Source organism: Bartonella sp. AC62GZZY (genome assembly GCF_042196525.1).
Lineage (GTDB): Bacteria > Pseudomonadota > Alphaproteobacteria > Rhizobiales > Rhizobiaceae > Bartonella.
Genome location: NZ_JBHIQN010000001.1, coordinates 48,802 through 73,019 on the forward strand (window position 1 = coordinate 48,802; position 24,218 = coordinate 73,019).

Below are 24,218 nucleotides of genomic sequence, written 5' to 3' on the forward strand. Positions count from 1 at the left end.
CCGGCTCCACTTTTGTGGGGCTTTTTTTATGGAGCGTCAGATGAGAAAGATATCGCAAGAAGGATTAGAGCTTATCAAACAATGGGAAGGATTGCGTTTAGAGGCATATAGAGACACGGCATGTATCTGGACGATTGGTTATGGTCACACCAGCAATGCGGGTCACCCCCTTGTCAAAAAAGGCATGCGTATTACGCAAAAGCAAGCAGAAGAAATCCTTTGTGAAGACTTAAAGCAATTTGAGCAGACGGTAGAGGAATCGGTGACGGTTTCGTTAACGGATTGCCAATTCGCGGCATTGGTCTCATTTTGCTATAATGTAGGAACAGCAGCTTTTCGCAAGTCAACCTTGTTGAAGAAGCTTAATCAAGGGGATTATGAAGCCGTACCCTTAGAATTACAGAAATGGAATAAGGTCGGTGGGAAGCCTCTTGCGGGTTTAGCCAACCGTCGAGCAGCAGAAGCGGGATTATGGGTAAAAGGGGCTTATGTTTCTTCGAATTATCAAAGGGTAGAAACGAAAACAGCAAGCGGTCTTTTAAAGATAGAAGCGCTTGCCCCGATTATAGGGTCTTGTTCTGGTTTTGGTGGCTTGTTAGCAGGCAATGGTCCGGTGCAATGGGCATTAGCAGGCATCATGGTTTTAGCGGCTGTAACGGGCATAGTGATTGTCGCCAAGCGTTTTCGGGAGCAACGCTTATGATTTTTTGGCTAAAGAAATATTCTCTTATGTTTACAGCGGCTTTAGCCGTTTTTTTTATGGCTTTAGCCAAGGCGTTTCAGCTTGGCAAGCAAAGCGAACGGCAAAAGCAAACAGAGAATGCTTTAAAGACAGCAACAACCCGTCTTGAGGTAGAAAATGAAGTTAATCAAAAAAGTGATGGTGGTGTGCGCTCTGAACTTTCTCGTTGGGTGCGCGGCAAATAGGTCTGTTTCTTGTGGTGGCTGGTTGCCCATTTATTTGGATAATCAGGATGTTGAGGTCATCAGTTCCAACCTTGCAAGAGATATTTTGAAGCATAACAAGCAGGGAGCCCATTTATGTGGTTGGAAAGATGGTCAAGAAACGAAGCAGCAAAGATAAAGATCTTACAGAAACAGAACAACAGCTTCTTCATGAGATGATAGAGACCTATCAAGGCTTAAAGATGATGTCACGAATCATGAAGTGGATTGCCTTCATTCTCTTTATGTTTGTAATAGATTTTTCCCGTTTTGTGGACGCCATAGAGAATAGCTTCTTACATCTTAAAAGATGGATAACAAAAAGTTAGAACATCTTAGAATAGCGATCCTTTGGACCTCTGGTTTTGCTAAAAAACCACCCCGAAAAGAACTCTTGATTCGTAATAACTGAAGAAAATCATAAAAAGATTTGTTAGAATCAGAAGAAAATATTTCTTCTCTAATAGGACTTTTTATATGGTTACATCTTTTGGTAAAATTTTACGGAAACTTCGCATTGATCACTCCGAACGCCTCTTAGATATGGCTAAGAAATTAGACATATCTGTAGCATTTTTATCTTCTGTCGAGATTGGCAAAAAATCTGTTCCTGTAGGACTGGAGGAAAAGATCATAGAGCTTTACGGTTTAGATAAAGAGAAGGCTTCTCTCTTAAAAAAAGAAGCCTATGCATGTCGAAAAAGCATCATCATAAAGCCTTCTACTCCGTTGCAACGTGAAACTGTTGTTGCGTTTATGAGACTTTTAGATGGCTTACATCAAGAAGCGTTAGCAGACTTCAAAGAAACATTAGAAACATTGTGCGAAGCGTGCTTTATAGAGAAATGTTAAAAATCCTATTCCCTAACTTTTATTTACGCGTCCCTCACTGTAAAAAAGCTGTATAAATACAGCAAGTTATTTTTACATAAAACTTATATATTATTCTGTTATTGAATGTTTTATATTAAATAAATCGTGATAATTAATCACGGTTTATTTATTTTTTTTAATCTTAATGACATTGATAAGTTTATCCTTTTATATCATTAAGATATTGTTTTGTGGATGCCAGTATATGGTGCATTAAATTCAGCTAATCAGTTGCTTTTTAAATTTACTTAAATTTTTTCCTCTTCAAAATGCGCATTTTAGCTAAGTTTGTGGTTGATATTTTTTTATGATGAAAACGCGAATGCATTAATTGAGATATCCATAAACTTTGTATATCAACTCAAAAAATACAAGGTCACACAATCTTACGACTATTTGTGGGTTTTATGTTGATGAACTGAATAAGTATAGCGATGCGTCTTACAAATATTTGCAAAAATGCTTTTATTGGAATCTTTTAATCTCTTTGTGGTTTACAATTCATTTTATCATTTTATCTTAAGCAAAGAGAATGTGAATTCATTTCTATTTCTCTATTTTATCTGAGAAGGGTGGAGTTATACGAATGTCAAAAAAAGTCATGATCGTGGAAGATAATGAGCTTAATATGAAGTTATTTCGCGATCTTGTAGAAGCGAGTGGTTATGAAACCGTTGAAACGCGTAATGGTCTTATGGCATTAGATTTGGCGCGTTCATCAATGCCATCTCTTATCCTTGTGGATATCCAGTTGCCAGAGGTCTCTGGAATAGATGTTATTAAACAATTAAAAGAAGATGAAGAACTTCGATCAATCCCCGTTGTTGCTGTAACAGCTTTTGCTATGAAAGGCGATGAGGAGCGAATTCGTGCCAGTGGATGTGAAGAATATATGTCAAAGCCTATTTCTGTCCCTCATTTTATCACAATGGTAAAGCATTTCTTGGACTAAAGCTTGTTAAGTGGTGATAGAAAAAGCATTGAAAAGCTTATAAGATTGTTAAAGTTGTCGCGTAAATATTTTTGTGCTTCAGCACGTGGATATATTACAAGTTAGTAAAACAGATTTTAAAAATTGAAACTGAAGTTTTGAATTTTTTCGGTCTATTTTTCTTGCCTTTTATCTTAAGAGAAGGGATTGTTTTGCATTCTTGTTTTTTCTAATCGGTATAGATTTGTTCCTACATTCATCTAAAAGTTTGTTTTAGTAGGGGAAAAAGCCCCGTTTTTGTCCGAGGCTTTATGCATTGCAAAAATTGAAATTAACGCTTTGAGAATTGGAAAGAACGACGTGCTTTTGCTTTACCGTACTTTTTACGTTCAACAACACGGCTATCACGGGTAAGAAACCCACCTTTTTTCAAGATTGAGCGAAGTTCTGGTTCGTAATAGGTTAAAGCTTTGGAAATGCCATGGCGCACTGCACCGGCTTGTCCGGAAAGACCACCGCCTGCAACGGTTGCAATAATATCAAATTGGGTATCCCTATTTGTTGCAACAATTGGTTGACGAAGAATCATTCTAAGAACAGGACGAGCAAAATATTTGTCAAATTCCTTATTGTTGATCGTGATTTTTCCAGAACCTGGTTTAATCCATACACGTGCAACAGCGTCTTTACGCTTTCCTGTTGCGTAAGCACGTCCTTGTGAATCAAGCTTTTGCACGTGAACAGGAACAACATTTTCATGTGTTTCTGTAATACTTGTTACTATGCTAAGCTCAGAAAGAGAATTAATTTCAGCCATAATCAAGCAATCCTTTTGTTTTTGCGGTTTAAAGCACCAACGTCAAGAGATTCAGGCTGTTGTGCTTCATGTGGATGTTGGTTTCCAGCATAAACACGCAGATTCTTCAATTGACGGCGACCAAGAGGCCCACGAGGAATCATACGTTCTACCGCTTTTTCAATAACGCGTTCGGGAAAACGCCCCTCAAGAAGTTGACGTGCTGTACGTTGTTTTATTCCACCAATATAGCCGGTATGCCAATAATATTTTTTATCCGTATATTTTTTGCCAGTGAGAGCTATTTTATCTGCATTAATGACAATAACGTTGTCACCATCATCAACATGTGGAGTAAATGTAGCTTTATGTTTGCCACGTAAGCGGTTCGCAACAAATGTGGCAAGACGACCTAAAACAAGGTTTTCTGCGTCAATAATAACCCATTTTTTCACCACTTCAGTTGGCTTTTGTGAAAAAGTTGCCATAGAAGTATCCTTTATTAGAACCCTTTTAATATAAGGGAATTTTTACTGTTTTGCGTTGAAAATTGTTACCATAGCGAAATATTTAACGCATACTACTTGCTCTGATATAATGTCTTTTGATTGACGTCAAGAGAAAATAAAAACTTTATAAAACAGCATGTTATGAGAGAGGTATTATAATACCATATTAAAGAAGTTTGTGGATCATTTAAATTTAAAATGAATGTTGCAAAAGACTATTTTATCTTTAACGCATGATTGTATTTTATCGTTCTTCATTATAAAATAAACAATAATGCAGTCGCCTCGTTATTTTCTCAATGTTGAATCTTCTGCTTGTGGTCAAGCTTGGTTAGATGCCCTTGATGTTCAAGGGATAAATAATGCGCGCGCTATTTCTCAAAAATTTGGTTTTCCAGATCAGCTAGCTCGAGTACTTTCAGCAAGAGATGTGGATGAAGCTGAGGCTGTTGCTTTTATTAATCCAACATTGCGTACGCTTATGCCTGATCCAGAAAGTTTTAGGGATATGCAATGCGCTGCAGAGCGTATTGTTAAGGCTCTTTTCAATCAAGAACAGGTTGCTGTGTTTGGTGATTATGATGTTGATGGTGCTTGTTCATCGGCACTTATAGCGCGTTTTTTTCGTTATTTTGGTATTGAAGTCAAAATTTATATTCCTGATCGTATTGTTGAAGGCTATGGTCCGAATGAACAAGCAATGAGGATGCTTGTGCAAGAAGGCGCTCGGTTAATTATCACTGTTGATTGTGGCGCAAACAGTCCAGATGCCGTAAAAGCAGCTAGGCTTGCTGGGGCTGATGTTGTGATTTTAGATCATCATCAAATGTCAGAGATTCATCAAGAAGCTATTGCTCTTGTTAATCCTAATCGTCCTGATGATTTTTCTGAACAGGGTCATTTATGTGCAGCGGGTGTTGTCTTTGTTACATTAGCTTGGGTTCATCATTTACTGCGGAAAAAACAATTCAAAGGGAAACTGCCTGATCTTCTCAGTATGCTTGATCTTGTTGCATTGGCAACCATATGTGATGTTGTTCCATTACAGGGGGTTAACCGTGCTTTTGTGATAAAAGGGCTGCAAGTTGCTCGTTCTATGCATAATCTAGGAATAACAGCTTTAACAAAGGTTGCACGAATAGGGGAGCCGCTTAATAGTTTTCATTTAGGTTTTTTATTAGGTCCTAGAATTAATGCAGGAGGGCGCATTGGTGATCAAGCTTTGGGAGCACGTTTGCTTAGTTGTGAGAATAAAGATGAAGCGGACAGAATAGCAGAACAATTAGATCGGCTTAATCAAGAACGCCAAGAAATGGAGAACATTCAATTAGCACAAGCGGAATCTTATATTACTTCTCTTTATCAAGATCAAGAAATACCATTGTCGCTTGTAATTTCTCATAAAGAATGGCATCCGGGAATTATTGGTATTCTTGCTTCCCGTCTCAAAGAGCGTTTTTTTTGTCCTGTTTTTGCTATTGCTTTGAAAGAAGATGGAAATGGCGTAGGGTCGGGACGCTCAATTAATGGTATAGATTTAGGAGCACTCGTTCGTGAAGCTGTTACATTAAATTTATTAGAAAAAGGAGGGGGACACAGTATGGCAGCAGGAATTACAATTCAATCAACAAAAATTGAAATTTTTCGAAAATGGCTAGAAGAAAAAGTTTCTTTAATGGTTTCACAGTTGCGTGCAAAAAAATCTCTTAGTATAGATGGTTCTCTTTCTGCTTCCGGTGTTAATGAAGCGCTGTTTGAATTGCTTGAAAAAGCAGGGCCATTTGGGGCAGGGAATGCAACACCTGTTTTTGTTCTTCCCTCTCATCGACTGGTGAATCTATCTGAAGTTGGTAAAGGACATCTTCGCCTCATTGTATCTAATGTTGAAGGAAAAAAACTACAAGGAATAGCTTTTCGTGCTGTAGGGACATCACTTGGTGATTTTCTTTTTGAAAATATTGGTGAAATGATTCATTTAGCTGGTCATCTTAGTTTGAATTATTGGAATGGAACGATCAATCCGCAACTGCGCGTGATTGACGCAGCCGCAGTGGTTTGAAAGGGATATTTTTTATATTAGATGTCTAGATTAGAAGCAAAAGTAGAGTTTTCTTGTATGAAACGAAATCGTGCTTCTGGTTTTGTTCCCATGAGACTTTCTACAGTCTTTTTCGTTTCTTGTATTTCCACGGCATCAATAGAAACACGAAGCAATGTACGTTTTTGAGGATGCATAGTCGTTTCTTTAAGTTGTTCTGCGCGCATTTCACCCAGCCCTTTAAAACGCCCGATTTCGATTTTAGCTTTTCCAGTAAATTCAGTTTTGAGCAATTCATCCTTATGAATGTCGTCACGAGCATAAGCAACTTTTCCTCCTTGCGATATTCTATAAAGGGGAGGGACGGCAAGATATAAATGTCCCTGATGAATAAGGTCAGGCATTTCTTGAAAGAAGAAGGTAATGAGCAGTGACGCAATATGAGCACCATCAACATCAGCATCTGTCATGATGATAATACGTTCATATCTGAGATCTTTTTCACGATACTTGGAGCGTGTTCCACATCCAAGAGCAAGGATAAGATCGCTAATTGTTTGGCTTGAGTTCATTTTTTCATGTGCAGCACTAGCGACATTTAAGATTTTACCACGAAGAGGTAAAATTGCTTGGTTTGCTCTATTTCTTGCTTGTTTAGCAGATCCTCCTGCAGAATCCCCTTCAACAATGAATAGTTCAGCACCCAAAGCATGGTTCTGGCTACAATCTGCAAGTTTACCGGGCAGACGTAATTTACGGACAGCAGTTTTTCGACTTATTTCTCTATCTTGGCGTCGTCTAACACGTTCTTCAGCACGTTCGATAACCCAATCGAGAAGTTTTGTTGCTTCTTGTGGGGAATTTGCTAACCAATGATCAAAAGGATCGCGGATTGCATTCTCAACGATACGCTGTGCTTCAATGGTTGCTAATCGATCTTTTGTTTGTCCAACAAATTCAGGGTTACTGATAAAGACTGAAAGTATTGCGGCTGTTGAAATCATAATATCGTCAGACGTAATAATTGCTGCGCGCTTGTTTCCTATTAACTCAGCGTAGGATTTCAATCCACGCAAAAGAGCTTGGCGTAATCCTATTTCGTGTGTTCCGCCTTCTCCTGTAGGAATCGTATTGCAGTAAGATTGCACACAAGAATCACCACCATGCCAAGCGATCGCCCATTCAACGCAGCCATGGCCGTTATTTTGTTGTGTTTTGCCAGAAAAAATTTCTGACGTTACTCGATATTCATCTTTTAGTGACGCAAGTAAATAGTCTTTAAGCCCATCGGGAAAATGAAAAACAGCTTTTTCAGGAATATTTTTTGCGCCTTCAAGTATGACGGGATCACAACACCAGCGAATTTTTACGCCACCAAAAAGATAGGCTTTGGAGCATGTCATCTTATAGATTTTTTCTGGATCAAAAGCTGCTTTTTCACCAAAAATTTCATGATCAGGATGAAAACGAACGCGCGTACCACGACGATTATAAACATCTCCCAGATCTTCCAATCCAGATTGAGGAATACCGCGTGAGAAACGTTGGCGGTACAGTTTTCGTTCTCGTGCAACTTCAACTTCCATATCATCAGAAAGAGCATTGACGACAGAAATTCCTACTCCATGAAGCCCACCAGCAGTTTGATAAGCTTTTCCATCAAATTTTCCGCCTGAGTGGAGTTGTGTCATAATAACTTCAAGAGTAGATTTCTCAGGCATTTGAGGATGATTTTCGACAGGAATACCGCGTCCATTATCTGTAACGGTTATATAACCGTTCCTATCTAATGAGACTTCAATAGAATCTGCATAACCCGCAACAGCTTCATCCATCGCGTTATCAATAATTTCGGCAAATAAATGATGAAGTGCTTTACTGTCTGTTCCACCAATATACATTCCAGGGCGTAAACGTACGGGCTCTAACCCCTCAAGTACTCGAATAGAGAGAGCATTATAGTCATCTTCTTGCATATCTTTCGCACTTTTTTTTGAAATCATCGCTTTTGATTTCATTGGAGACTGCAGAGTGCTTTCTTTTGTATTTACCCGAGATTGGGCTTTATTTAAAACACTAAAAAGATCCTTGTTGTTATCGCTCATAGCGTTTAACTATCCACCTCATAAAATATTTATTAAAATAAATTTTATGCCTGTTTTTTATTTAAAAATCAATGCACTTAGGAAACATCAATTGTTGGACCAAAAATTTCTTCAAAAGCGTGTTTGAGAGCGATATCAATATCATACATTGTTACAGAGTACCCTAGATCAAGAAAGCTTGTTACACCATGGTTTGTAATTCCACAAGGAACAATTCCTGAATAATGGGCTAAATTAGGATTAACATTGATAGAAACTCCATGAAAGCTTATCCATTTGCGCACTCGAATGCCAATAGCTGCAATTTTATTTTCAGAAGAAAGATCATTTTGTTTTGATGGGCAATGAGGCTGTTTAATCCAGACACCAACGCGATCTTCTCGTCGTTCGCCTTTAATATTAAAATTTGCAAGCATCTGTATGATCCATTCTTCTAATGCACTAATGAAAGCACGAATGTCTTGTTTTCGGCGTTTAAGATCAAGCATGATATAAGCAATACGTTGTCCTGGACCGTGATATGTAAATTCACCTCCACGTCCTGCTTCATAAACAGGGAATAAATGGGGTGCTAAAAGATCTTTTTTGTTGGCACTCGTCCCCGCTGTATAAAGGGAAGGGTGTTCAAGAAGCCAAACTTGTTCATGTGCGGTTTTTGCAAGAATTTTTTCTACACGTTCTTGCATATAACGCAGAGCTTCAGGATACTCAACTAGATGATCACTTATCTTCCATTCAACTGGTGGATTGCCTAGAATTGCATTAAAATGATGTGATAAGTGATTACGATCCGTATGTTTCAATTCAAATGTCATTAGTAATATTTATCTTGATGTTTGAGTTTATATTGTAATCAGAAAAATAAAAAAAGAATAAAATTAAGAGATAGTTTATAAGAAGTGCAATGAATTTTATAAAAAAATCGTTATATGCTCGTTTTACCATCTTCCTGTTGCACCGCCACCACCTGATGATCCACCACCACCCCTAAATCCCCCTCCACCTCGAGGACCTCCGAACTTTCCACCAGGATATCTGCCACCGGCACTTAAGTTAAGAAACCAAGGTGTGAAGATAATCCCCATCCAAAGATACTTTTGTGGGCCTACTTTTTTACCAAAAATCATTGCAAGAATGGGCAAACCAACGACTATAAAGAGAATGAAAAACATGATTGTATTGATAATCATTTCTTCTTTTTCAGCTTGTTTACGTTGTTCTTCAACAGCTTTAGCTTTTTGATTGATTCGAAAAGAAAAATCAGCATCACTTTGTGTGATTACTTTGATAATTGCATGAACCGCTTCGACAATCCCTTTTTGATAATTTCCTTCACGAAAATTAGGAATCATGAAGCTATTAATGATGACAGAAGAAATGGCATCTGTTAGTTCTCCTTCCAGACCGTAGCCTACTTCGATACGTGCTGTGCGTTCATTTGGTGCAATGACCAGTAATACACCATTATTGATCTTCTTTTGGCCTAATCCCCATGTACGAAAAAGAGAATTGCTGTATGTTTCTATATCATTGCCCGAAAGAGTAGGGAGTGTGACAAGAACAATTTGATCTCCCGTTTTCTCTTCGAGTGCTGCCAGTTTTTTTATCAAGTCTTCCTTGGTTGCATTATCGAGCAAATGAGCTACATCATTAACATACCCTGTTAAATGAGGAAATTTTATTTGCGAACAAGCGATACTTCCCAATGCAGCAACTAAATACAGAGAGCAGATAAAAGCCCATAATTTTGGAAATACAATACGTTGCAAAGAGTATCGAAATAGTTTCATTAATTAAAATTAACCTTTGGTGTTTGTTGGCTATCTGTATCGATGGTAAAAGTTGGCATGGGTTTAGCATCGCGAAACCATAACTTTGCCCAAATCATCGTCGGCATTGTTTTGAGTGCAGTATTGTAGGCACGTACTGTTTCAATATAATCGCGGCGCGCAACGGAAATACGGTTTTCTGTTCCTTCTAATTGTGACTGAAGAGCAAGAAAGTTTTGGTTTGCTTTAAGATCCGGATAGTTTTCAACAACAGCCATAAGCCGCGAAAGTGCACTTGATAAGTTTGCTTGATTTTTGAGATATTGCTGCATAATTTCTGGATTATTCAACATATCTGCATTAATATTGACTTGCGTTGCTTTAGCACGTGCTTCAATTACATTTGTGAAAACGCTTTGTTCATGAGCTGCGTAAGCTTTAACTGTTTCTACAAGATTAGGGATGAGGTCTGTACGACGTTGATATTGATTGAGCACTTCACTCCATGCGGCGTGTGCTTTTTCTTCATTTGTTGGTATCGCATTGAATCCGCAACCACTTAAAAATGGCACTAACCATACCAAAAAAATAATAATTGAAAATCGTTTTAATATTCTAAACATTGAAGAAGTTTGTACATTTAACATAAAGATGTCTCCACAGATATTTTATGTATTATATAGAGTCTTTTTTCTTGGTGGAAAGTATTTTGAAATTTATAAACAGGCGTATTTATCAATAAATTGATATCTCTATGCGTTTTAGGTACGCTTAAGTGACTTGTTGATATTAAAATAATAATAGTAATATAGATGTCATCTTATAAAAGATCAATAATATTTATATCAATTATTATTACAGAAAATTATATTATTTTCGTAGGAGTTTTGGATTTCGCAACGTGCAGATAATAATTGGAAAAGAGAAAAATGTAAGGATCAATTTTATAGAAAAATAGAAGGTAAGGGCAGTTCTTATTTTCTTCCTTTAGAAGTTATGCTTAACGTATTGGATAAAAATACTTTTTAATTATGTATATCAGCAACTGTAAGGAGAGACAAAGTTCTATGATAGAAAGTGTCCAACAGCAAAGTGAAAAATTTGACGGATTGGCTGATGATTATAATCGCTATCGTCCTCGCTATCCCCTTACTTTATTTAAGACCATGCTCTTTCCTTTTAAGAACAAAAAGAATTTGTCCATCGTGGATGTAGGCGCTGGGACAGGCATCGCATTAGAGGGGATTGTTAAATTTTTAGGCAACGAGCACCAATATCATGCTATTGATGTATCGGAAGATATGATTAAGCAGGGACGAAGAAAATTTCCGAACGTGCGTTGGTATCAGGGCCGAGCCGAAGATCTATTGCCTCAAATAGGCAAGGTAGATCTTATCGTTGCAGCGCAGGCATTTCAATGGATGGATCGCCCTAAATTGCTTTGCGTTATTTCAGATCAACTTCGGGTCAATGGTGTCATGGCGGTTATTCAAAATAATCGTGATTTCAAGCATAGCGAATTTCTAGAGGCTTATGAGACATTGTTAGAGAAGATGAGTCCAAATTATTCCCGTTATTATCGTAATTTTGATTTTTTACAGGAAATGAGTGATGGCTTTGGGGTAAAAGCAGAAAAAATTTCTTTCCATACGCATAATTGGACGATGATGATCTCGTCTGAATCTTTTATTGGAATGAGCCGCTCTTCAACGCAAGCGCAACGCGCTATTGCGAGCCATGGAAAAGAATATTTGCGGCAATTGGTCGCATTGATAAAGAAATATGAAGTGCAAGGCAATTTGGAGATTTTGTATCGAAGTGAGCTCTATATGTATGCAGGATAATCCGATATCGATGATTGCTTTTGCTCTTTTAGCACATCAGAGTGGGCGGTATTCAGAAAATTAACGCATTATTAAGGCAGACTTTGAGGGAGAAAGGTTTTTTCTTCTTCAGCATTCACATTGACATCTTATTACCGCTGATTTTCATTGTTCATTTAATATGAGAGAGTTTAAATAGAAAACTTATGCTCTGCATTATAGCATCGAAGCGCTTTCTTTACTGCAGTTTAACAACAGATTATTTTATAAAATGGAAAGAGGTAGATTGAATAGAAATGTTTGATAATTCTTTGTTTTTATGATTGCTTTTTATTATTAAATGAGAGTGTTTTTAATAAATTTTGACAAAAATAACTGAAAAAGTACAAAAAATTATCATAATCAGAAATTTGTAGTAAAAAAGTAATGGCTTGGAAGAACCTTAAAAAAACAACTCATTTTGAAATTATCTCTAAATTTAGATTCAGTATAACAAAAAAGTAAAATATAAATATGCTATATGAAGCATTTCTCTTTTTAAAAGATATAATATAAAACAATATATTAATTATTTTTTTTGATATAAGAAAACTTCTTTTATTTTCTATTTTAAATAACGGGTTAGGCCGAGTCTTATGTGGTTTTATTGAAGATGTGTTTTTCAAGGTTTAATCTGGCGCTTTAAATACAATTTTAGAAGTGGCAAATAAGCTCAATTTCTTCTCTGTTGTGATGTATTGAATAAGTTTTTAATTTTCTATAGAGTTTGATTTTTGCAATCATGATAGATTGTGACAGCTATCTATTTAAGGTTTTTATAAGTTTAGTAAGAATAGCTTGATAATAAATCCATTGAGTTTTCCATCTTTACGCTTCATAAAAGAATAAGCCTGCACCATCCACACTTTCATCTCCCAATGTTGCGACAGCCCTTGACACGGTTCATAAGAGGAGTTTTTAGTCCTTTTTTACAGTTTTATCCATACGCCAATCTCGCTTATTACGTGCAAGCGAATGGTTTTGATTTATTCAACATACACAGATTTGGAATGAGAGAGTTTTAAGATATTCAGCTCTCTCATTTAATATGCAGCATGCTAGATTATGATTATAAATTAAAGTGTTATCTATTTTTGAAATCCATTACTTTGGTTGTGCTTGTCAATATTTCATTTTCATTTATCGTCAACTATTCTACTTTTGGATAATGACTCCATTGTAAGGAATACCTTTAAGAAAGCATTATCGCTTTAAAGAGTCGTTATAGTTTTTTTTGTTTTATAGAAAGATCAATAATGTTAAGCATTGTACTTTAATGAACGAAGAAAGAAAATCATGATGATTACACTAAAACCGGGCGAGGTAACGCTTAGTGAACTTAAAGATATTTATTTTAATGGAGAAGTGGGTAAACTTCATAATAATACGCATTTAGCTATCGAGAAAGGAGCGCAGCGCATTTCTGAAATTGCTGCTGGAAGTAAGCCAGTGTATGGTGTTAATACTGGTTTTGGGAAATTGGCTTCCATTAAAATTGATACGGACAATGTTGCTGTTTTACAGAGAAATCTTATTTTGTCCCATTGTTGTGGGGTGGGAGAACCTTTAGCAGAAAATATTGTGCGTTTGATAATGAGCTTAAAGCTTATCTCTTTAGGAAGAGGGGCTTCAGGGGTTCGTCTAGAATTGATAAATTTGCTGGAAAATATGCTTGCAAAGGGCGTCATTCCTGTCATCCCTGAAAAAGGGTCTGTTGGTGCTTCCGGTGATCTCGCCCCACTTGCTCACATGGCGGCTGTTATGATGGGAGAGGGAGAAGCATTTTTTAAAAATATTCGTATGAGTGGAGCAGCTGCGTTAGAAAAAGCGGGATTGTCGCCTATTATTTTAAAGGCAAAGGAAGGTCTCGCTCTTATTAATGGGACTCAAACCTCAACAGCCCTTGCACTTGCCGGTCTTTTTCGAGGTTATCGGGCATTGTGTGGTGGATTGCTGGCAGGAGCTTTGACAACAGATGCCCTCATGGGGTCAACGGCGCCATTTCATCCTGATATCCATATTTTACGAGGACATTATGGGCAGATTGCCGTATCGAAAACATTAGAAAAACTTGTAGAGAATTCAGAAATTCGTGCAGCACATCTACGGGGTGATGAGCGTGTACAAGATCCTTACTGTATACGTTGCCAGCCACAGGTGATGGGGGCATGTTTTGATATTTTGTTAGCCGCAGCAAAAACACTTATTATTGAAGCAAATGCTGTTACAGATAATCCTTTGATTTTAAGGAATGGTGAGGTTGTATCAGGTGGGAATTTCCATGCAGAACCTGTAGCATTTGCTGCTGATCAGATCGCTCTTGCTTTGTGTGAAATAGGATCTATTTCTCAGCGGCGTATTGCTCTTATGGTTGATCCAGCTGTTTCTTATGGACTTCCAGCTTTTTTAGCGCATAATCCAGGTCTTCATTCAGGTTTTATGATCGCTGAAGTAACAGCAGCAGCTTTAATGTCTGAAAATAAGCAAATGGCCTATCCTGCTTCCGTTGATTCAACACCTACTTCAGCTAATCAAGAAGATCATGTTTCAATGGCTTGCCATGGCGCTCGTCGGTTATTGGTCATGAGTGAAAACCTTTTTACACTTATTGGCATTGAAACGCTTGTTGCAGCACAAGGAATTGAATATCGTGCACCTTTAAAAACAAGTACTTTTTTGCAATCTGTTATGGAATGTTTACGAAAAAATGTTGCTTCTCTTAAGGAAGATCGCTATCTGGCTCCAGATCTTCATCGAGTACATATACTTGTGCGTGAAGGACATTTATTATCTGTTTTACCAGAAACAATTTTTCCTTCATTAAGTTTTCAATAGTATTTGTTTTAAGGTCAATGCTGAAGGGGGGATATTGAATTTTGAAACTTTCTCATATGAAAATATAGAGGAGCAATACTATATTTGAATTATTTAATAAAATGTATATTTATTACTGTATATATCTGATTTTTGTAGTTAACTAGATATTTTGTTATTTTATAGAAACTATAAAATTAAAGCACCTATATTTTCTGATTTATATCAGAAATTTTAATATAAGTTAAATAATATATACGAATTATATATTCGTGATATTATATTTTTATAAATATAAATTATGATATATGTATTGTATCAAGTAAATATAAAATTTTTATTTTATATTCTTCTTATTTTTAATACTTTATGAATTTTATAGTTCATTTTTGATATTTAAAATAAAAAAGGAGAAAAGAATGTTTAAAAGTGCTAAATTATGTGTTTCAATAACAGTTCTTTTTTTCTCTCAAATTCTTGAGATTCATGCAAATTTTAGGAGAGCTAGCTTTCCAGAGGAAGTTTTCATTATGATAGTGGCTCAAGAGAAAGAGCCTCTTATTTCAGCGAAAAACAAAGATTTTATTGCTATCTCAGGGCAAATTCCCAGAGGTAATGAGAACGCTATCATCGGACCAATAATCAAAGATGCTCTTTTTATCGTATATTTTTTTTTCATTGGAAAGCTTGTCGTTAAGACAGCTGGAGTCCTTAAAAGATGGGTTGTAGATAAATTTTCTCATGCTTTTGAAGACTTGCGAGATTCGTATTATCATTGATTGAGCTATTCAATTGGCATAAAAAGTTTGTTTTATGGGCTCAAAGAAAGTTTGCTTAAAGTAACAAAAAATTAATTTTATGCATAGTTAATGTGTTTGTTATGAATTTTTAGGCTTCTATTTCAGTGCACCGAAATAGAAGCCTAAAAGTTTAGATTACATTAAGGTTAATTTTCTCTGTAAAAAACTAGAGAATACGAAATGAATTAAATGACAATTGTGAAAAAATTCATTATCACTTTATTTGAATAAAATAATACGAAATTGTAGGCTATAAAAGCTGAATAATTCGCAATAAAAGTATTTTTTCATTGTTTAGAGCAAAGTGTTGGACTGGCTGGTCTTCGATGTTTTTTGAAATATATTTGTGAAAGAAACATGAGGCTTTATTTATCATAGGGCTGTTATCGTGGTGTGGATTGTCAGCATTTCAAAAAGTAAGGAAAGAAATGGCAATAAATGAACTGAAACGGGGTATGAGTAAGCGCCAAGTTATTTTTTTAGCTCTTGGTTCTGCTATTGGAACAGGTCTTTTTTATGGGTCTGCACAGGCAATTAAGCTTGCGGGTCCCAGTGTTTTGATTGCCTATTGTATTGCTGGTTTAGCTATTTTTATGGTTATGCGGGCTCTAGGAGAGATGATACTTCATAATCCATTGCCTGGTTCTTTTGCTCGTTATGCGGCAAATTACATATCACCATTAGCAGGTTTTTTAACGGGATGGACATATGTATTTGAGATGATTCTTGTTGGTTTGGCTGATATTACAGCTTTTGCGACTTATATGGGTTTTTGGTATCCTGATGTTGCTCCTTGGGTATGGGCACTGAGTATTACATTAATCATCACAGGCATTAATTTAGCTGCTGTAGAAGTCTATGGTGAACTAGAGTTTTGGCTCTCTTCTATTAAAGTTATAGCTATCATTGCGATGATTATTTTAGGAATAGCAATTATTTTTTGGGGGTGGGGTGAAGGTGCAGATTTTTCTACCGTTACTGTTCATAATTTATGGAAAAATGGTGGTATTTTTCCCAATGGTTGGTTTGGTTTTTTAGCTTGCTTTAGTGTTGTTGTTTTTGCTTTTGGTGGCATAGAAATTATTGGCATGGCAGTTATGGAAGTTCAAAACCCTCATCAAACGATTTCAAAGGCAATTAATTCTACTCCAGTTCGTATTTTGCTTTTTTACGTCATGACGTTAGCTATTTTAATGTCTCTTTATCCTTGGAATGAGATTGGTCTTATGGATAGCCCTTTTGTATCTATTTTTGAAAATCTTGGGATTTCGTATGCAGCAAATATTTTAAATATTGTTGTTGTTACAGCGGCTATTTCAGCAATGAATAGTGGAATGTATGGTGCTTGTCGTATGATCCATGGTTTATCGCAGGAAGGTTATGCTTTAAAAAAGTTTCAATATTTATCAAAAAATGGTATACCAGTTTTTGTTATTTTGATGATCTTCGGTATCTTTCTTCTTGGTGCTCTCCTTAATTATTTTTATCATGAAAAGCTTTTTTTTCTTATTGCCGCAATGGCAACATTTGCGACAGTTTTTGTTTGGATGATGATTCTACTTTCACAATTTTCTATGCGAATTAAGATGCCTAAAGAAGCACAGAATGGTTTAAAATTTCCCATTCCATTTTGGCCAATAGGGTCGATTTTTTCTATTTTATTTATGGTTTTTATTTTTATTCTCTTATGGTATTTTGATGAGACACGACCGGTTTTAATTATAGGTGTTAGTTGGATTGCTTGGCTTGTTGTTTGTTTCTATGTACTTAAACTTTATAATTTTAAGCAAAAGAAACAGCAATAAAATGTGAATAGAGATAAAACTCAAAACAAATAGCTGATGTCATCAGGAAAACAGGTGTTTGATTGTTATTCTCTAAAGGTTAGAACAATCTAGATTGAAAAAATCTGTTCGTTATTATTTTGCTTTGGAAGTTTTTGTGAGCCATTGCTTACGGTAACGACCAAATCATATAAATATTAGGCGTTTTTTGATGGTGAGCTGTGCTATCAATATAAGTCTTTCAGGTTAAAATGCCTAACAGTGCAAATAGATTTTACCAGATACAAGATTATAGGCAGATATCTTTTTCTAAATGTATTAATGAAGTTCTGTTTTACAAGAGAAGTTATTGTAAGAATTGTTTTTTTAAGCTCTTTAAAAAATTGGTTGCTTAAATTTTGTTGTTTAGAAAATTACTATTGCTTTTAGAAACGAAGATAAAGTTCTTTATGTCTTTTCTTGAAAAGAAGGGGTGAAGTTTTTTTTTCTATTCTTTTTTCTTAAAGAGAATTGGCGTTGGTAGAAAATAGTGGATAACAAAGTTACATGAGGCATTGTATCATTGTTTTTATAAAAACTTTAATAAACAGCAGCAAGATATTACAATAAAATCTCATAGAAGAGTAAATTAAAAAGAACAATGAACGTGTGACAGTTTTACGATTCTTATTATTATTGCTCTCACAAGAGGAAGGATCAAACTTATTTTTTATAATATTGATACGAGAGTAGTTTTTATTACAAGTGGAGGCGGACAAAATGTACTCCGCAATTGTATTTCGGTGCAAAATTATTCAATATTACCATAAAAGGCGCTCAAGAACACTACGACCAGAAAAAACAATCATCGGAAAGTGGCTTTTTACACGAGAAGTCTTCCAATAGCTCTGAAACACACACAACAACGATTCCGTTTATCCTTGAGGTAACAGGCAAAGTTGATATGGATGTACAATGAGATGCTACGATTATTGCTTCTCATCTGATTTCTGGTCAAGATATCAATGTAATGGAAGAAAGTATGACGGTTGTTAGCATGACAAACCATCATAGCGGTCATTCACAGAGGCATGAAACAGGTTTTGATGGGCATAGATTTGACTTTGTAAGCAGAATTATTGGCGGCAATGACTATACTTACGAGACAGCACCTGCTGGTAGTAACTGGTGGACAGAATGGTGGAGAGTGATCATGAATCCCATAAGCTCCCATACCTGTCTTGGAGATGCGGGTCCGAAATGCCAAAAGTTTTATGGCACATCTCATTTAGAACAAAAGCCTTGAATTAAATCATGGAGGAAAAAATGAAACAAACCTTAAAATTATTAAGTGCGATAATTCTATTGGGTATAGCTGGGTGCCAGTTTAATAAACCTCCTCCAGGAGAGGTGGCTACGTGGGAGAAAAATGGTGTTACTGATTTTACTGAGGTAGGAAAAGCTTTGTTAGAATGTGGTATGCCAAGCCTTATTGATGCCGATCCAGAAAACAGAAAACTCAGCTACAATGCATGGGCAACTATTGATGCCTGTATGGTTCAATCGGGATTTCGTGATAAAGTGGGGGGAGGGACTTGGTGCGAGAATCATAAAGCCGAAGATCTCCCGATTTGTCGTCCAGGCGCTGTTGTTCCACAGCGCAGTGTCAAGAAGCGCTTAAACAGCCCTTTTTGTAAAAAATATAAAAATGCACCTGAATGCAAACCTTAAGTCTTGCTGTTTGTGACGATCAACAATCCCTACCTTCATGTTTCTCATGCCCGTGTGGGGATGGCTTAATTCAGCATGTCAATGCTATTTATTTATGGGGACTACAACTGTTGGCGCAATAATATAAAATATCTATCTTGGTTGTAATCAAAATATTGAGAATAATTATATGCATAACGTTGATAGAATACGATTTAAGTAGTAATTTTGCTGTATTTTTGATATAATATCGGTGGCATAATTATCGGAAAGAGATAAATAACCATGAAGGTTGATAATGTTCATCGTTATTTTGGAAGTGAAAAAACAGCATGTAAAGTAATTTATGGATTGTTTCATAATATCAAATTATTCAAGGATAGGAAAATGAAGCAGATTTTAAAATTATTAAGTGGGATGACCCTATTTGTTATGGCTGGATGTTATCCAGAAAAGCCTTCTCAAACAGCTGTAGATGCATGGGAAAAGTCTGGTGCTGATCAACTTGAGATAAAAAAAGCTCTGTTAGAGTGTGGAATACAGTATCTTGATGGTCGTTTTGATACAGAAACAAGTACTGATGAGAGATTCAATGCAGAGGAGTCTGTGAATGCATGCATGATACAAGCAGGTTTCCAAGATAAATTGGGAAGGGTAAAGTGGTGTGAAAAGTATGAAAATCTTCCAATTTGTCAGCCTGATGCTGTTATTCCTCAGCGAAGTGTAGAGAGGCGCTTGAATAGTCCTCATTGTGAAGAGAACAAAGAGCAGCCCGAATGTCAACCTTAAATATTGATGCTGTTGTAATCAATAATCCTTATATTTTTGTTCTCGCAAGGGGGGCGGGATTGTTTTTCTCAATAGACTAGCAATCTTACATGTGAAAAAATTAGCACAGAGTTATAGGCTTTTTTATTCGTAAATATTGAGGGAGGGGGAAAATGAAAAAAATATTGAAATTATTGAGTGCTATGATTTTTTTTAAGCTCTGTGGGATGTGTTAGTAAATCTCCCCCATCGATATTGGCATGAGGGGAAAAGCCTGGTGTCAATAAATCTATGGTTCAACAAGCACTGTTAAAATGTGGATGGAAACCAATCTACGTTTCTTCTGAAAATATGGATTCGCGTGCAAGTGAATTTGCAGCAATTTATGAGTGTATGACTAAAGCAGGTTATCGGTACAAATTGCAGGATTCAAAGGGAATCTATTTTTCATCAACACCGCGAAGTGATTCATTTTTAGTCAATTTAATGGTAGCAGGGTATCAGAAGGTTATGGACAATGATACTTTGAAACAAAAACAAGATTTGATGTTACGTCTTCAGAATGATAAAAAATAGAAAAGTTTTGAAAAAGTGACCTAACAGTAAAATATATTCATCTTTAAAGTAATAGTTCAATGAAAATATTAATAGGGGTGAGGGAGTAAAAGTGCTGCTCTTTTATCCTCGATATAGTTATATTCATTAGAAACTAGCTTAGCAATGTATTATTTTCAGATGATAATAATATTGGGGGATGGTTAGCATTTTTAGAGAAGATTATTCAATATAAAAAATGGCAAAGAATAGCTTTGCTAAAATATCCTCTTTAACGATAATAAATAGATTATTTTTATAGAAATGAGTTTGATGAAATATTTTATTTTGATGTTTTTTAATTTCAGGAAAGTGAGTGTTTTATTGTATTTTAAATTTTATCAGAAGATATTAAAGCGTTATGCAAGTAATTTTGATGTAAATATCTTTTCATTTTATGGTCTATTTCGAGATGATATCTTTTAGAGTGGTTTATTGATGAATTGAAAACATTGATGATAGGAACTTACGAGAAAATTTATTCAATTTTTTCACTAGGTAGTTTACAGCTTTTATATAGAATTAGATACCTACATTAACTTATACGCTAGTGAGCATTTCCTTAGGTTTTTGTTGTAGAAGAAATGGTGCAATTATAACTTTTGTATAGTTTATTTCATAGTGTTGTGTTTTTATTAAGACATTTTGAGTTTTTAAATCTTAACAATTATTCTCATTTTATTGTATTTTTATTTTTGGGTAGTGAAAGAAATTTAAGATTATATCTCTCCCAAGTTTGCCTTTCTTCAAGTTTTTTTGGGATTATTTTTCCGACACTTTGTGTTGCCATTCTCAGCAATTGGGGGATTAGTTCTTTAAGAGAGCGTAATCCTAAATGGTATTATTAAGTTTTTTGTTCTTTCTTTACATAAAATACAAAACATATTATGAAATGCTGTCATTTATCAGTAAAATAGTAAAATAACTTTGTTTATTTTATTCTTATCGTATTTAATGTATGGTTTATTTTTTACCGGCATTTTTTGTGTTTGTTGAGAAAAAGAAAGTTTTGAAAATAATGATAAGCAAGGTATCTAAAAATCGCTTATATTCGTGTGTTTTTACGGCAGCTATTTTTTCTTTTTTGTTAAACACAAATATTGAGGCACATTCTCGTTCATTTGTATTACTGTCATGTGATGAAAACAAATTACCTTATGAATGCAGAGATGGTGCAAAGCATACAATTAGTGATAAAATATATAAGTTCACTGCACCTGTTAAAGAAAAGAATGGGGAAGGTAGTTCTCTCATATTGCCTGCTGCTATAGTAGTACAGGAGCCTAATACAGTTATTCAGGCAACGCGTGTAGAGGTTGAAGGAATTTCAGGTATAGAAGATATTTATGGTGCTGTTGTATCACGAGGGGGAAGAATTGTTTTAAGCGATTCAGCTTTTAAAAATGTATCAGTAGGTCTTAAAGCTGATAGTGGAATAATTGAGGTCAATCGTGGAACAATTGAAGCTTCTCATATAGCTGCTTATGCAGAGAAGCAAGAAGCAGCTGTTAGGTTAACGAATACAAAAATTAAAGTAGAAGGTCAGGGTATTGGTCGAGAGAGTGCTTTTTTCGTTGGTGCTGATGCGGGCATTCAGATGACGGGTGGATTTATTGATGTAAATGATGCCGCTGCACTTTATGTGGGTATAAGGGGAAATGCAACTTTAGATGATGTTACCATTACTTCAAAACGTCAAAAAACAGAAGATAAAGAAAATACAAATGAAAAAATTGCGTATACAGTTTTCAATGTAGACCAGCGTGGTTCTGTTTATTTGAAGAAGACTAATATTGTTTCTACAAATGTTCATGTTTTAATGGTTGGACAAGATTCTAAGGCACAATCCAATGTTGGCTGGAATGAAAATATTTTAATTTCGCGGGTTAATATTGAAGATTCAACAATTAAGGCAATCGGTAACAAACATGGTATGCATTTTGAGATGGGGGGAGGGAACAATGCGTACGAACAAGGACTAGTTTTTTTGAAAAGGACGGTTTTTGAGGTTGCAGATGGAACAGCTATTCATAGTCATAACAGTCGTAGTTATATTGCAGTAACAGAAGGCACAAAAATTTTTGGTGACTTATTATTAACAGCTGAAAAGGGGGGGGCTGTAGCGATTTTGGCTGATTCTTCTTCATTGATAGGAGGAACTCGTGTTGCTGATGATTCTATTGCTGAGCTTTATTTAACAGGAGGATCAAAATGGTTCGTAACAAAAAGAAGGGCGATAGATTCACATATTGCAAACCGTACAAGTTCATTTATTTCATTTGTAAAACTTTCTGATAGTTTGATTGCTTTTGAAACGCCAATGTTTCAGGAGTATCAGACACTTTATATTGGGAAGGGAGAGAAAGAAGTTTATAGTGCGCAAGATAGTGCAGATATTTATCTCAATACACATCTCAGTCGTGATGGTTTGCTTGATAATAAACAGACTGACCGACTTTTGATACATGGTGATGTTTCTGGGAAAACCACAGTTTATGTGCAATTTGTTACAGGAAATCAGGGGGAGATAGCAACCGGTGAAAAGGCTCATAGTATTTCACTTATTCAGGTTTCTGGAAAAGCGGCAGAAGATTCTTTTCAGTTAGATCGTGCTTATATTGCATTAGAGGGTTTGCCTTACCAATATTATCTTCATGCTTATGGTCCGAATTCTTCTCTTGGAAATGCACAAACTTCTCAAAGATTGGTTGAAGGAGATGGAGACTTTTGGGATTTCCGCCTTGAAAGTAAATATATTCAGCCTGTTTTAGAGGTGTCTGCTATTCCCCCTTCTGAGTTAAAGGTCAGAGAGGTTGTTCCACAAGTTCCGACCTATCTTTTGTTACCAAATGCTTTGTTTCATGTTGGACTCATGGATATTAGTCATCAACAAAAGCAGTTGCAAGCTACGCGGTCTATTTCTCGTAAATTGTTAAAAAACGAAGAGAATTTTGCTTTATCTATTCACAGTTATGGTGGGCGTTATCGTTATGTCTCAGATCTTTCTACACTTAAATATGGGTACGATGGTCATGTTGATTATAACGCTATAAAAACAGATATTTTGCTCAAAACAATAGAAAGCGCATATAGTACGACATCTTTTGGGATTATGGGAACCTATGGAAAGCTTTCCTTAAAACCTCATAATGTAGAACAAAGCCAAAAGAGTACGTTTAATAAATGGTCATTTACGGCATACGCTAGTGTGGAAAACAACACTGGTTTTTATGTAGATGGTCTTTTATCTTATGGTTTGTTTAAAGGGGAAGTGCTTACCCATGCTTGGGGTAAGACGGCGACATTAAAAGCAAATCCTCTCAACGTTTCGTTTTCTGCTGGTAAAGTGTTTATGACAGGATATGAAGATCTTATTTTTGATCCGCAACTTCAGCTTATTTATCAACATCTTCAATTTAATAAGTTTCGTGATATTGATGGATTTGATGTTGAGATGAAAAAAATAGGTCAATGGTTGGTGCGTATCGGTGGGCGTTTAAATAAAACATTTTCAGCATCTGAAAAGGATCGTATCACTTCTTTTTATGGCAATATTCATCTTACTCATTGTTTTGATAAAGAAAAATTTGTTCATTTTAAAGATGTTTTCCAGTTGAGTTCTTTTGGTTCTTCCTTAGAGGTTGGCTTGGGTGTCAATTCACAGTTTTCTTCTAAAGTTACACTTTACAGTGATCTTGGCTATCAGCATACGTTAACCAAGGCGGGTTTTTCTGGAGTTCGTTTTTCTGGTGGATTGCGCTATCATTTTTAATCACTCTTTTTAAAAATAATAAATGTGATTTTCAAAATCTTGTTCTGTTGTCGAGAACTAAAACCATTGTTTGTGCAGAATTTTTTAACAATAGTCCCATGTGCTTTAATAAATATGAAAGTATCACGTTGATTTATTTTTATTGAGTATAGCATTTCTTAAATGCTTT

General features: G+C 35.7%; 22 protein-coding genes. 15 read left to right on the forward strand and 7 right to left on the reverse strand.

What is annotated here, in order from left to right; genetic code table 11:
- The first annotated feature begins 40 nt into the window (after positions 1 to 40).
- From ACFIML_RS00280 to ACFIML_RS00300, 5 genes are all read left to right on the forward strand, one after another.
- The gene (locus ACFIML_RS00280) at positions 41 to 703 is read left to right on the forward strand and encodes a lysozyme (protein WP_375687106.1); all 663 of its coding nucleotides are present in this window, start codon (positions 41 to 43) and stop codon (positions 701 to 703) included.
- On the forward strand, positions 700 to 927 hold the full coding sequence (locus ACFIML_RS00285) for a hypothetical protein (RefSeq protein WP_375630758.1): 228 nt from the start codon (positions 700 to 702) through the stop codon (positions 925 to 927). Before ACFIML_RS00280 ends, ACFIML_RS00285 begins: the two co-directional genes overlap by 4 nt.
- A 116-nt stretch (positions 928 to 1,043) precedes the next feature.
- Positions 1,044 to 1,274: a hypothetical protein gene (locus ACFIML_RS00290; protein WP_375607550.1), complete on the forward strand. Its 231-nt coding sequence runs from the start codon at positions 1,044 to 1,046 to the stop codon at positions 1,272 to 1,274.
- Positions 1,275 to 1,422: 148 nt separating this feature from the next.
- On the forward strand, positions 1,423 to 1,797 hold the full coding sequence (locus ACFIML_RS00295; protein ID WP_375687108.1) for a helix-turn-helix domain-containing protein: 375 nt from the start codon (positions 1,423 to 1,425) through the stop codon (positions 1,795 to 1,797).
- A gap of 607 nt (positions 1,798 to 2,404) precedes the next feature.
- Positions 2,405 to 2,770, forward strand: a complete 366-nt coding sequence (locus tag ACFIML_RS00300) for a response regulator (RefSeq protein WP_273724078.1) — start codon at positions 2,405 to 2,407, stop codon at positions 2,768 to 2,770.
- A gap of 78 nt (positions 2,771 to 2,848) precedes the next feature.
- Here ACFIML_RS00300 and ACFIML_RS00305 read toward each other — a convergent pair whose 3' ends face one another.
- The 3 genes from ACFIML_RS00305 to rplM form a co-directional block, all read right to left on the reverse strand.
- Entirely contained in the window at positions 2,849 to 2,926 is a 78-nt protein-coding gene (locus ACFIML_RS00305) for a hypothetical protein (RefSeq protein ID WP_375606729.1), read from the reverse strand.
- A gap of 154 nt (positions 2,927 to 3,080) precedes the next feature.
- Positions 3,081 to 3,566, reverse strand: coding sequence for a 30S ribosomal protein S9 (gene rpsI / locus ACFIML_RS00310; RefSeq protein ID WP_015856545.1), 486 nt, complete (start codon positions 3,564 to 3,566; stop codon positions 3,081 to 3,083).
- Positions 3,567 to 3,568: 2 nt separating this feature from the next.
- Complete coding sequence (gene rplM / locus ACFIML_RS00315) at positions 3,569 to 4,033, reverse strand: 50S ribosomal protein L13 (RefSeq protein WP_375606694.1); 465 nt, start codon at positions 4,031 to 4,033, stop codon at positions 3,569 to 3,571.
- Positions 4,034 to 4,328: 295 nt separating this feature from the next.
- On the opposite strand from rplM, the gene recJ reads away from it, so the two are divergent.
- Entirely contained in the window at positions 4,329 to 6,113 is a 1,785-nt protein-coding gene (gene recJ, locus ACFIML_RS00320) for a single-stranded-DNA-specific exonuclease RecJ (protein ID WP_375687110.1), read from the forward strand.
- Positions 6,114 to 6,130: 17 nt separating this feature from the next.
- Here the strand turns inward: recJ and parE are convergent, their stop codons facing one another.
- The 4 genes from parE to ACFIML_RS00340 all read right to left on the reverse strand — a co-directional run bounded on the left by parE (position 6,131) and on the right by ACFIML_RS00340 (position 10,613).
- Positions 6,131 to 8,197, reverse strand: coding sequence for a DNA topoisomerase IV subunit B (gene parE / locus ACFIML_RS00325; protein ID WP_375608695.1), 2,067 nt, complete (start codon positions 8,195 to 8,197; stop codon positions 6,131 to 6,133).
- A 77-nt stretch (positions 8,198 to 8,274) separates the two neighbouring features.
- Positions 8,275 to 9,012 (reverse strand): lipoyl(octanoyl) transferase LipB, encoded by a 738-nt coding sequence (lipB, locus tag ACFIML_RS00330; protein WP_375606691.1) that lies wholly within the window; start codon positions 9,010 to 9,012, stop codon positions 8,275 to 8,277.
- A gap of 123 nt (positions 9,013 to 9,135) precedes the next feature.
- Complete coding sequence (locus tag ACFIML_RS00335) at positions 9,136 to 9,987, reverse strand: TPM domain-containing protein (protein ID WP_375606690.1); 852 nt, start codon at positions 9,985 to 9,987, stop codon at positions 9,136 to 9,138.
- Positions 9,987 to 10,613, reverse strand: coding sequence for a LemA family protein (locus tag ACFIML_RS00340; RefSeq protein WP_375606689.1), 627 nt, complete (start codon positions 10,611 to 10,613; stop codon positions 9,987 to 9,989). The genes ACFIML_RS00335 and ACFIML_RS00340 overlap by 1 nt, the downstream gene beginning before the upstream one ends.
- A 420-nt stretch (positions 10,614 to 11,033) precedes the next feature.
- On the opposite strand from ACFIML_RS00340, the gene ACFIML_RS00345 reads away from it, so the two are divergent.
- The 9 genes from ACFIML_RS00345 to ACFIML_RS00385 all read left to right on the forward strand — a co-directional run bounded on the left by ACFIML_RS00345 (position 11,034) and on the right by ACFIML_RS00385 (position 24,049).
- Positions 11,034 to 11,810 carry a class I SAM-dependent methyltransferase gene (locus ACFIML_RS00345; protein WP_375608696.1) on the forward strand — a complete coding sequence of 259 codons (777 nt, stop codon included), beginning with the start codon at positions 11,034 to 11,036 and terminating at the stop codon, positions 11,808 to 11,810.
- 1,314 nt (positions 11,811 to 13,124) lie between these two features.
- Positions 13,125 to 14,663: a histidine ammonia-lyase gene (hutH, locus tag ACFIML_RS00350; protein WP_375608697.1), complete on the forward strand. Its 1,539-nt coding sequence runs from the start codon at positions 13,125 to 13,127 to the stop codon at positions 14,661 to 14,663.
- Positions 14,664 to 15,061: 398 nt separating this feature from the next.
- The gene (locus ACFIML_RS00355; RefSeq protein ID WP_375609454.1) at positions 15,062 to 15,421 is read left to right on the forward strand and encodes a hypothetical protein; all 360 of its coding nucleotides are present in this window, start codon (positions 15,062 to 15,064) and stop codon (positions 15,419 to 15,421) included.
- Between the two features lie 449 nt (positions 15,422 to 15,870).
- Positions 15,871 to 17,247 carry an amino acid permease gene (locus ACFIML_RS00360; RefSeq protein ID WP_375610429.1) on the forward strand — a complete coding sequence of 459 codons (1,377 nt, stop codon included), beginning with the start codon at positions 15,871 to 15,873 and terminating at the stop codon, positions 17,245 to 17,247.
- Between the two features lie 1,000 nt (positions 17,248 to 18,247).
- Positions 18,248 to 18,511 (forward strand): hypothetical protein, encoded by a 264-nt coding sequence (locus ACFIML_RS00365; protein ID WP_375687113.1) that lies wholly within the window; start codon positions 18,248 to 18,250, stop codon positions 18,509 to 18,511.
- Positions 18,512 to 18,531: 20 nt separating this feature from the next.
- Positions 18,532 to 18,936 carry a hypothetical protein gene (locus ACFIML_RS00370; RefSeq protein WP_375606683.1) on the forward strand — a complete coding sequence of 135 codons (405 nt, stop codon included), beginning with the start codon at positions 18,532 to 18,534 and terminating at the stop codon, positions 18,934 to 18,936.
- A 366-nt stretch (positions 18,937 to 19,302) separates the two neighbouring features.
- Positions 19,303 to 19,704, forward strand: coding sequence for a hypothetical protein (locus tag ACFIML_RS00375; RefSeq protein ID WP_375606682.1), 402 nt, complete (start codon positions 19,303 to 19,305; stop codon positions 19,702 to 19,704).
- A 270-nt stretch (positions 19,705 to 19,974) separates the two neighbouring features.
- The gene (locus tag ACFIML_RS00380) at positions 19,975 to 20,259 is read left to right on the forward strand and encodes a hypothetical protein (RefSeq protein WP_375608699.1); all 285 of its coding nucleotides are present in this window, start codon (positions 19,975 to 19,977) and stop codon (positions 20,257 to 20,259) included.
- Positions 20,260 to 21,295: 1,036 nt separating this feature from the next.
- The gene (locus ACFIML_RS00385) at positions 21,296 to 24,049 is read left to right on the forward strand and encodes an autotransporter outer membrane beta-barrel domain-containing protein (RefSeq protein WP_375687115.1); all 2,754 of its coding nucleotides are present in this window, start codon (positions 21,296 to 21,298) and stop codon (positions 24,047 to 24,049) included.
- The last annotated feature ends 169 nt before the right edge of the window (positions 24,050 to 24,218 follow it).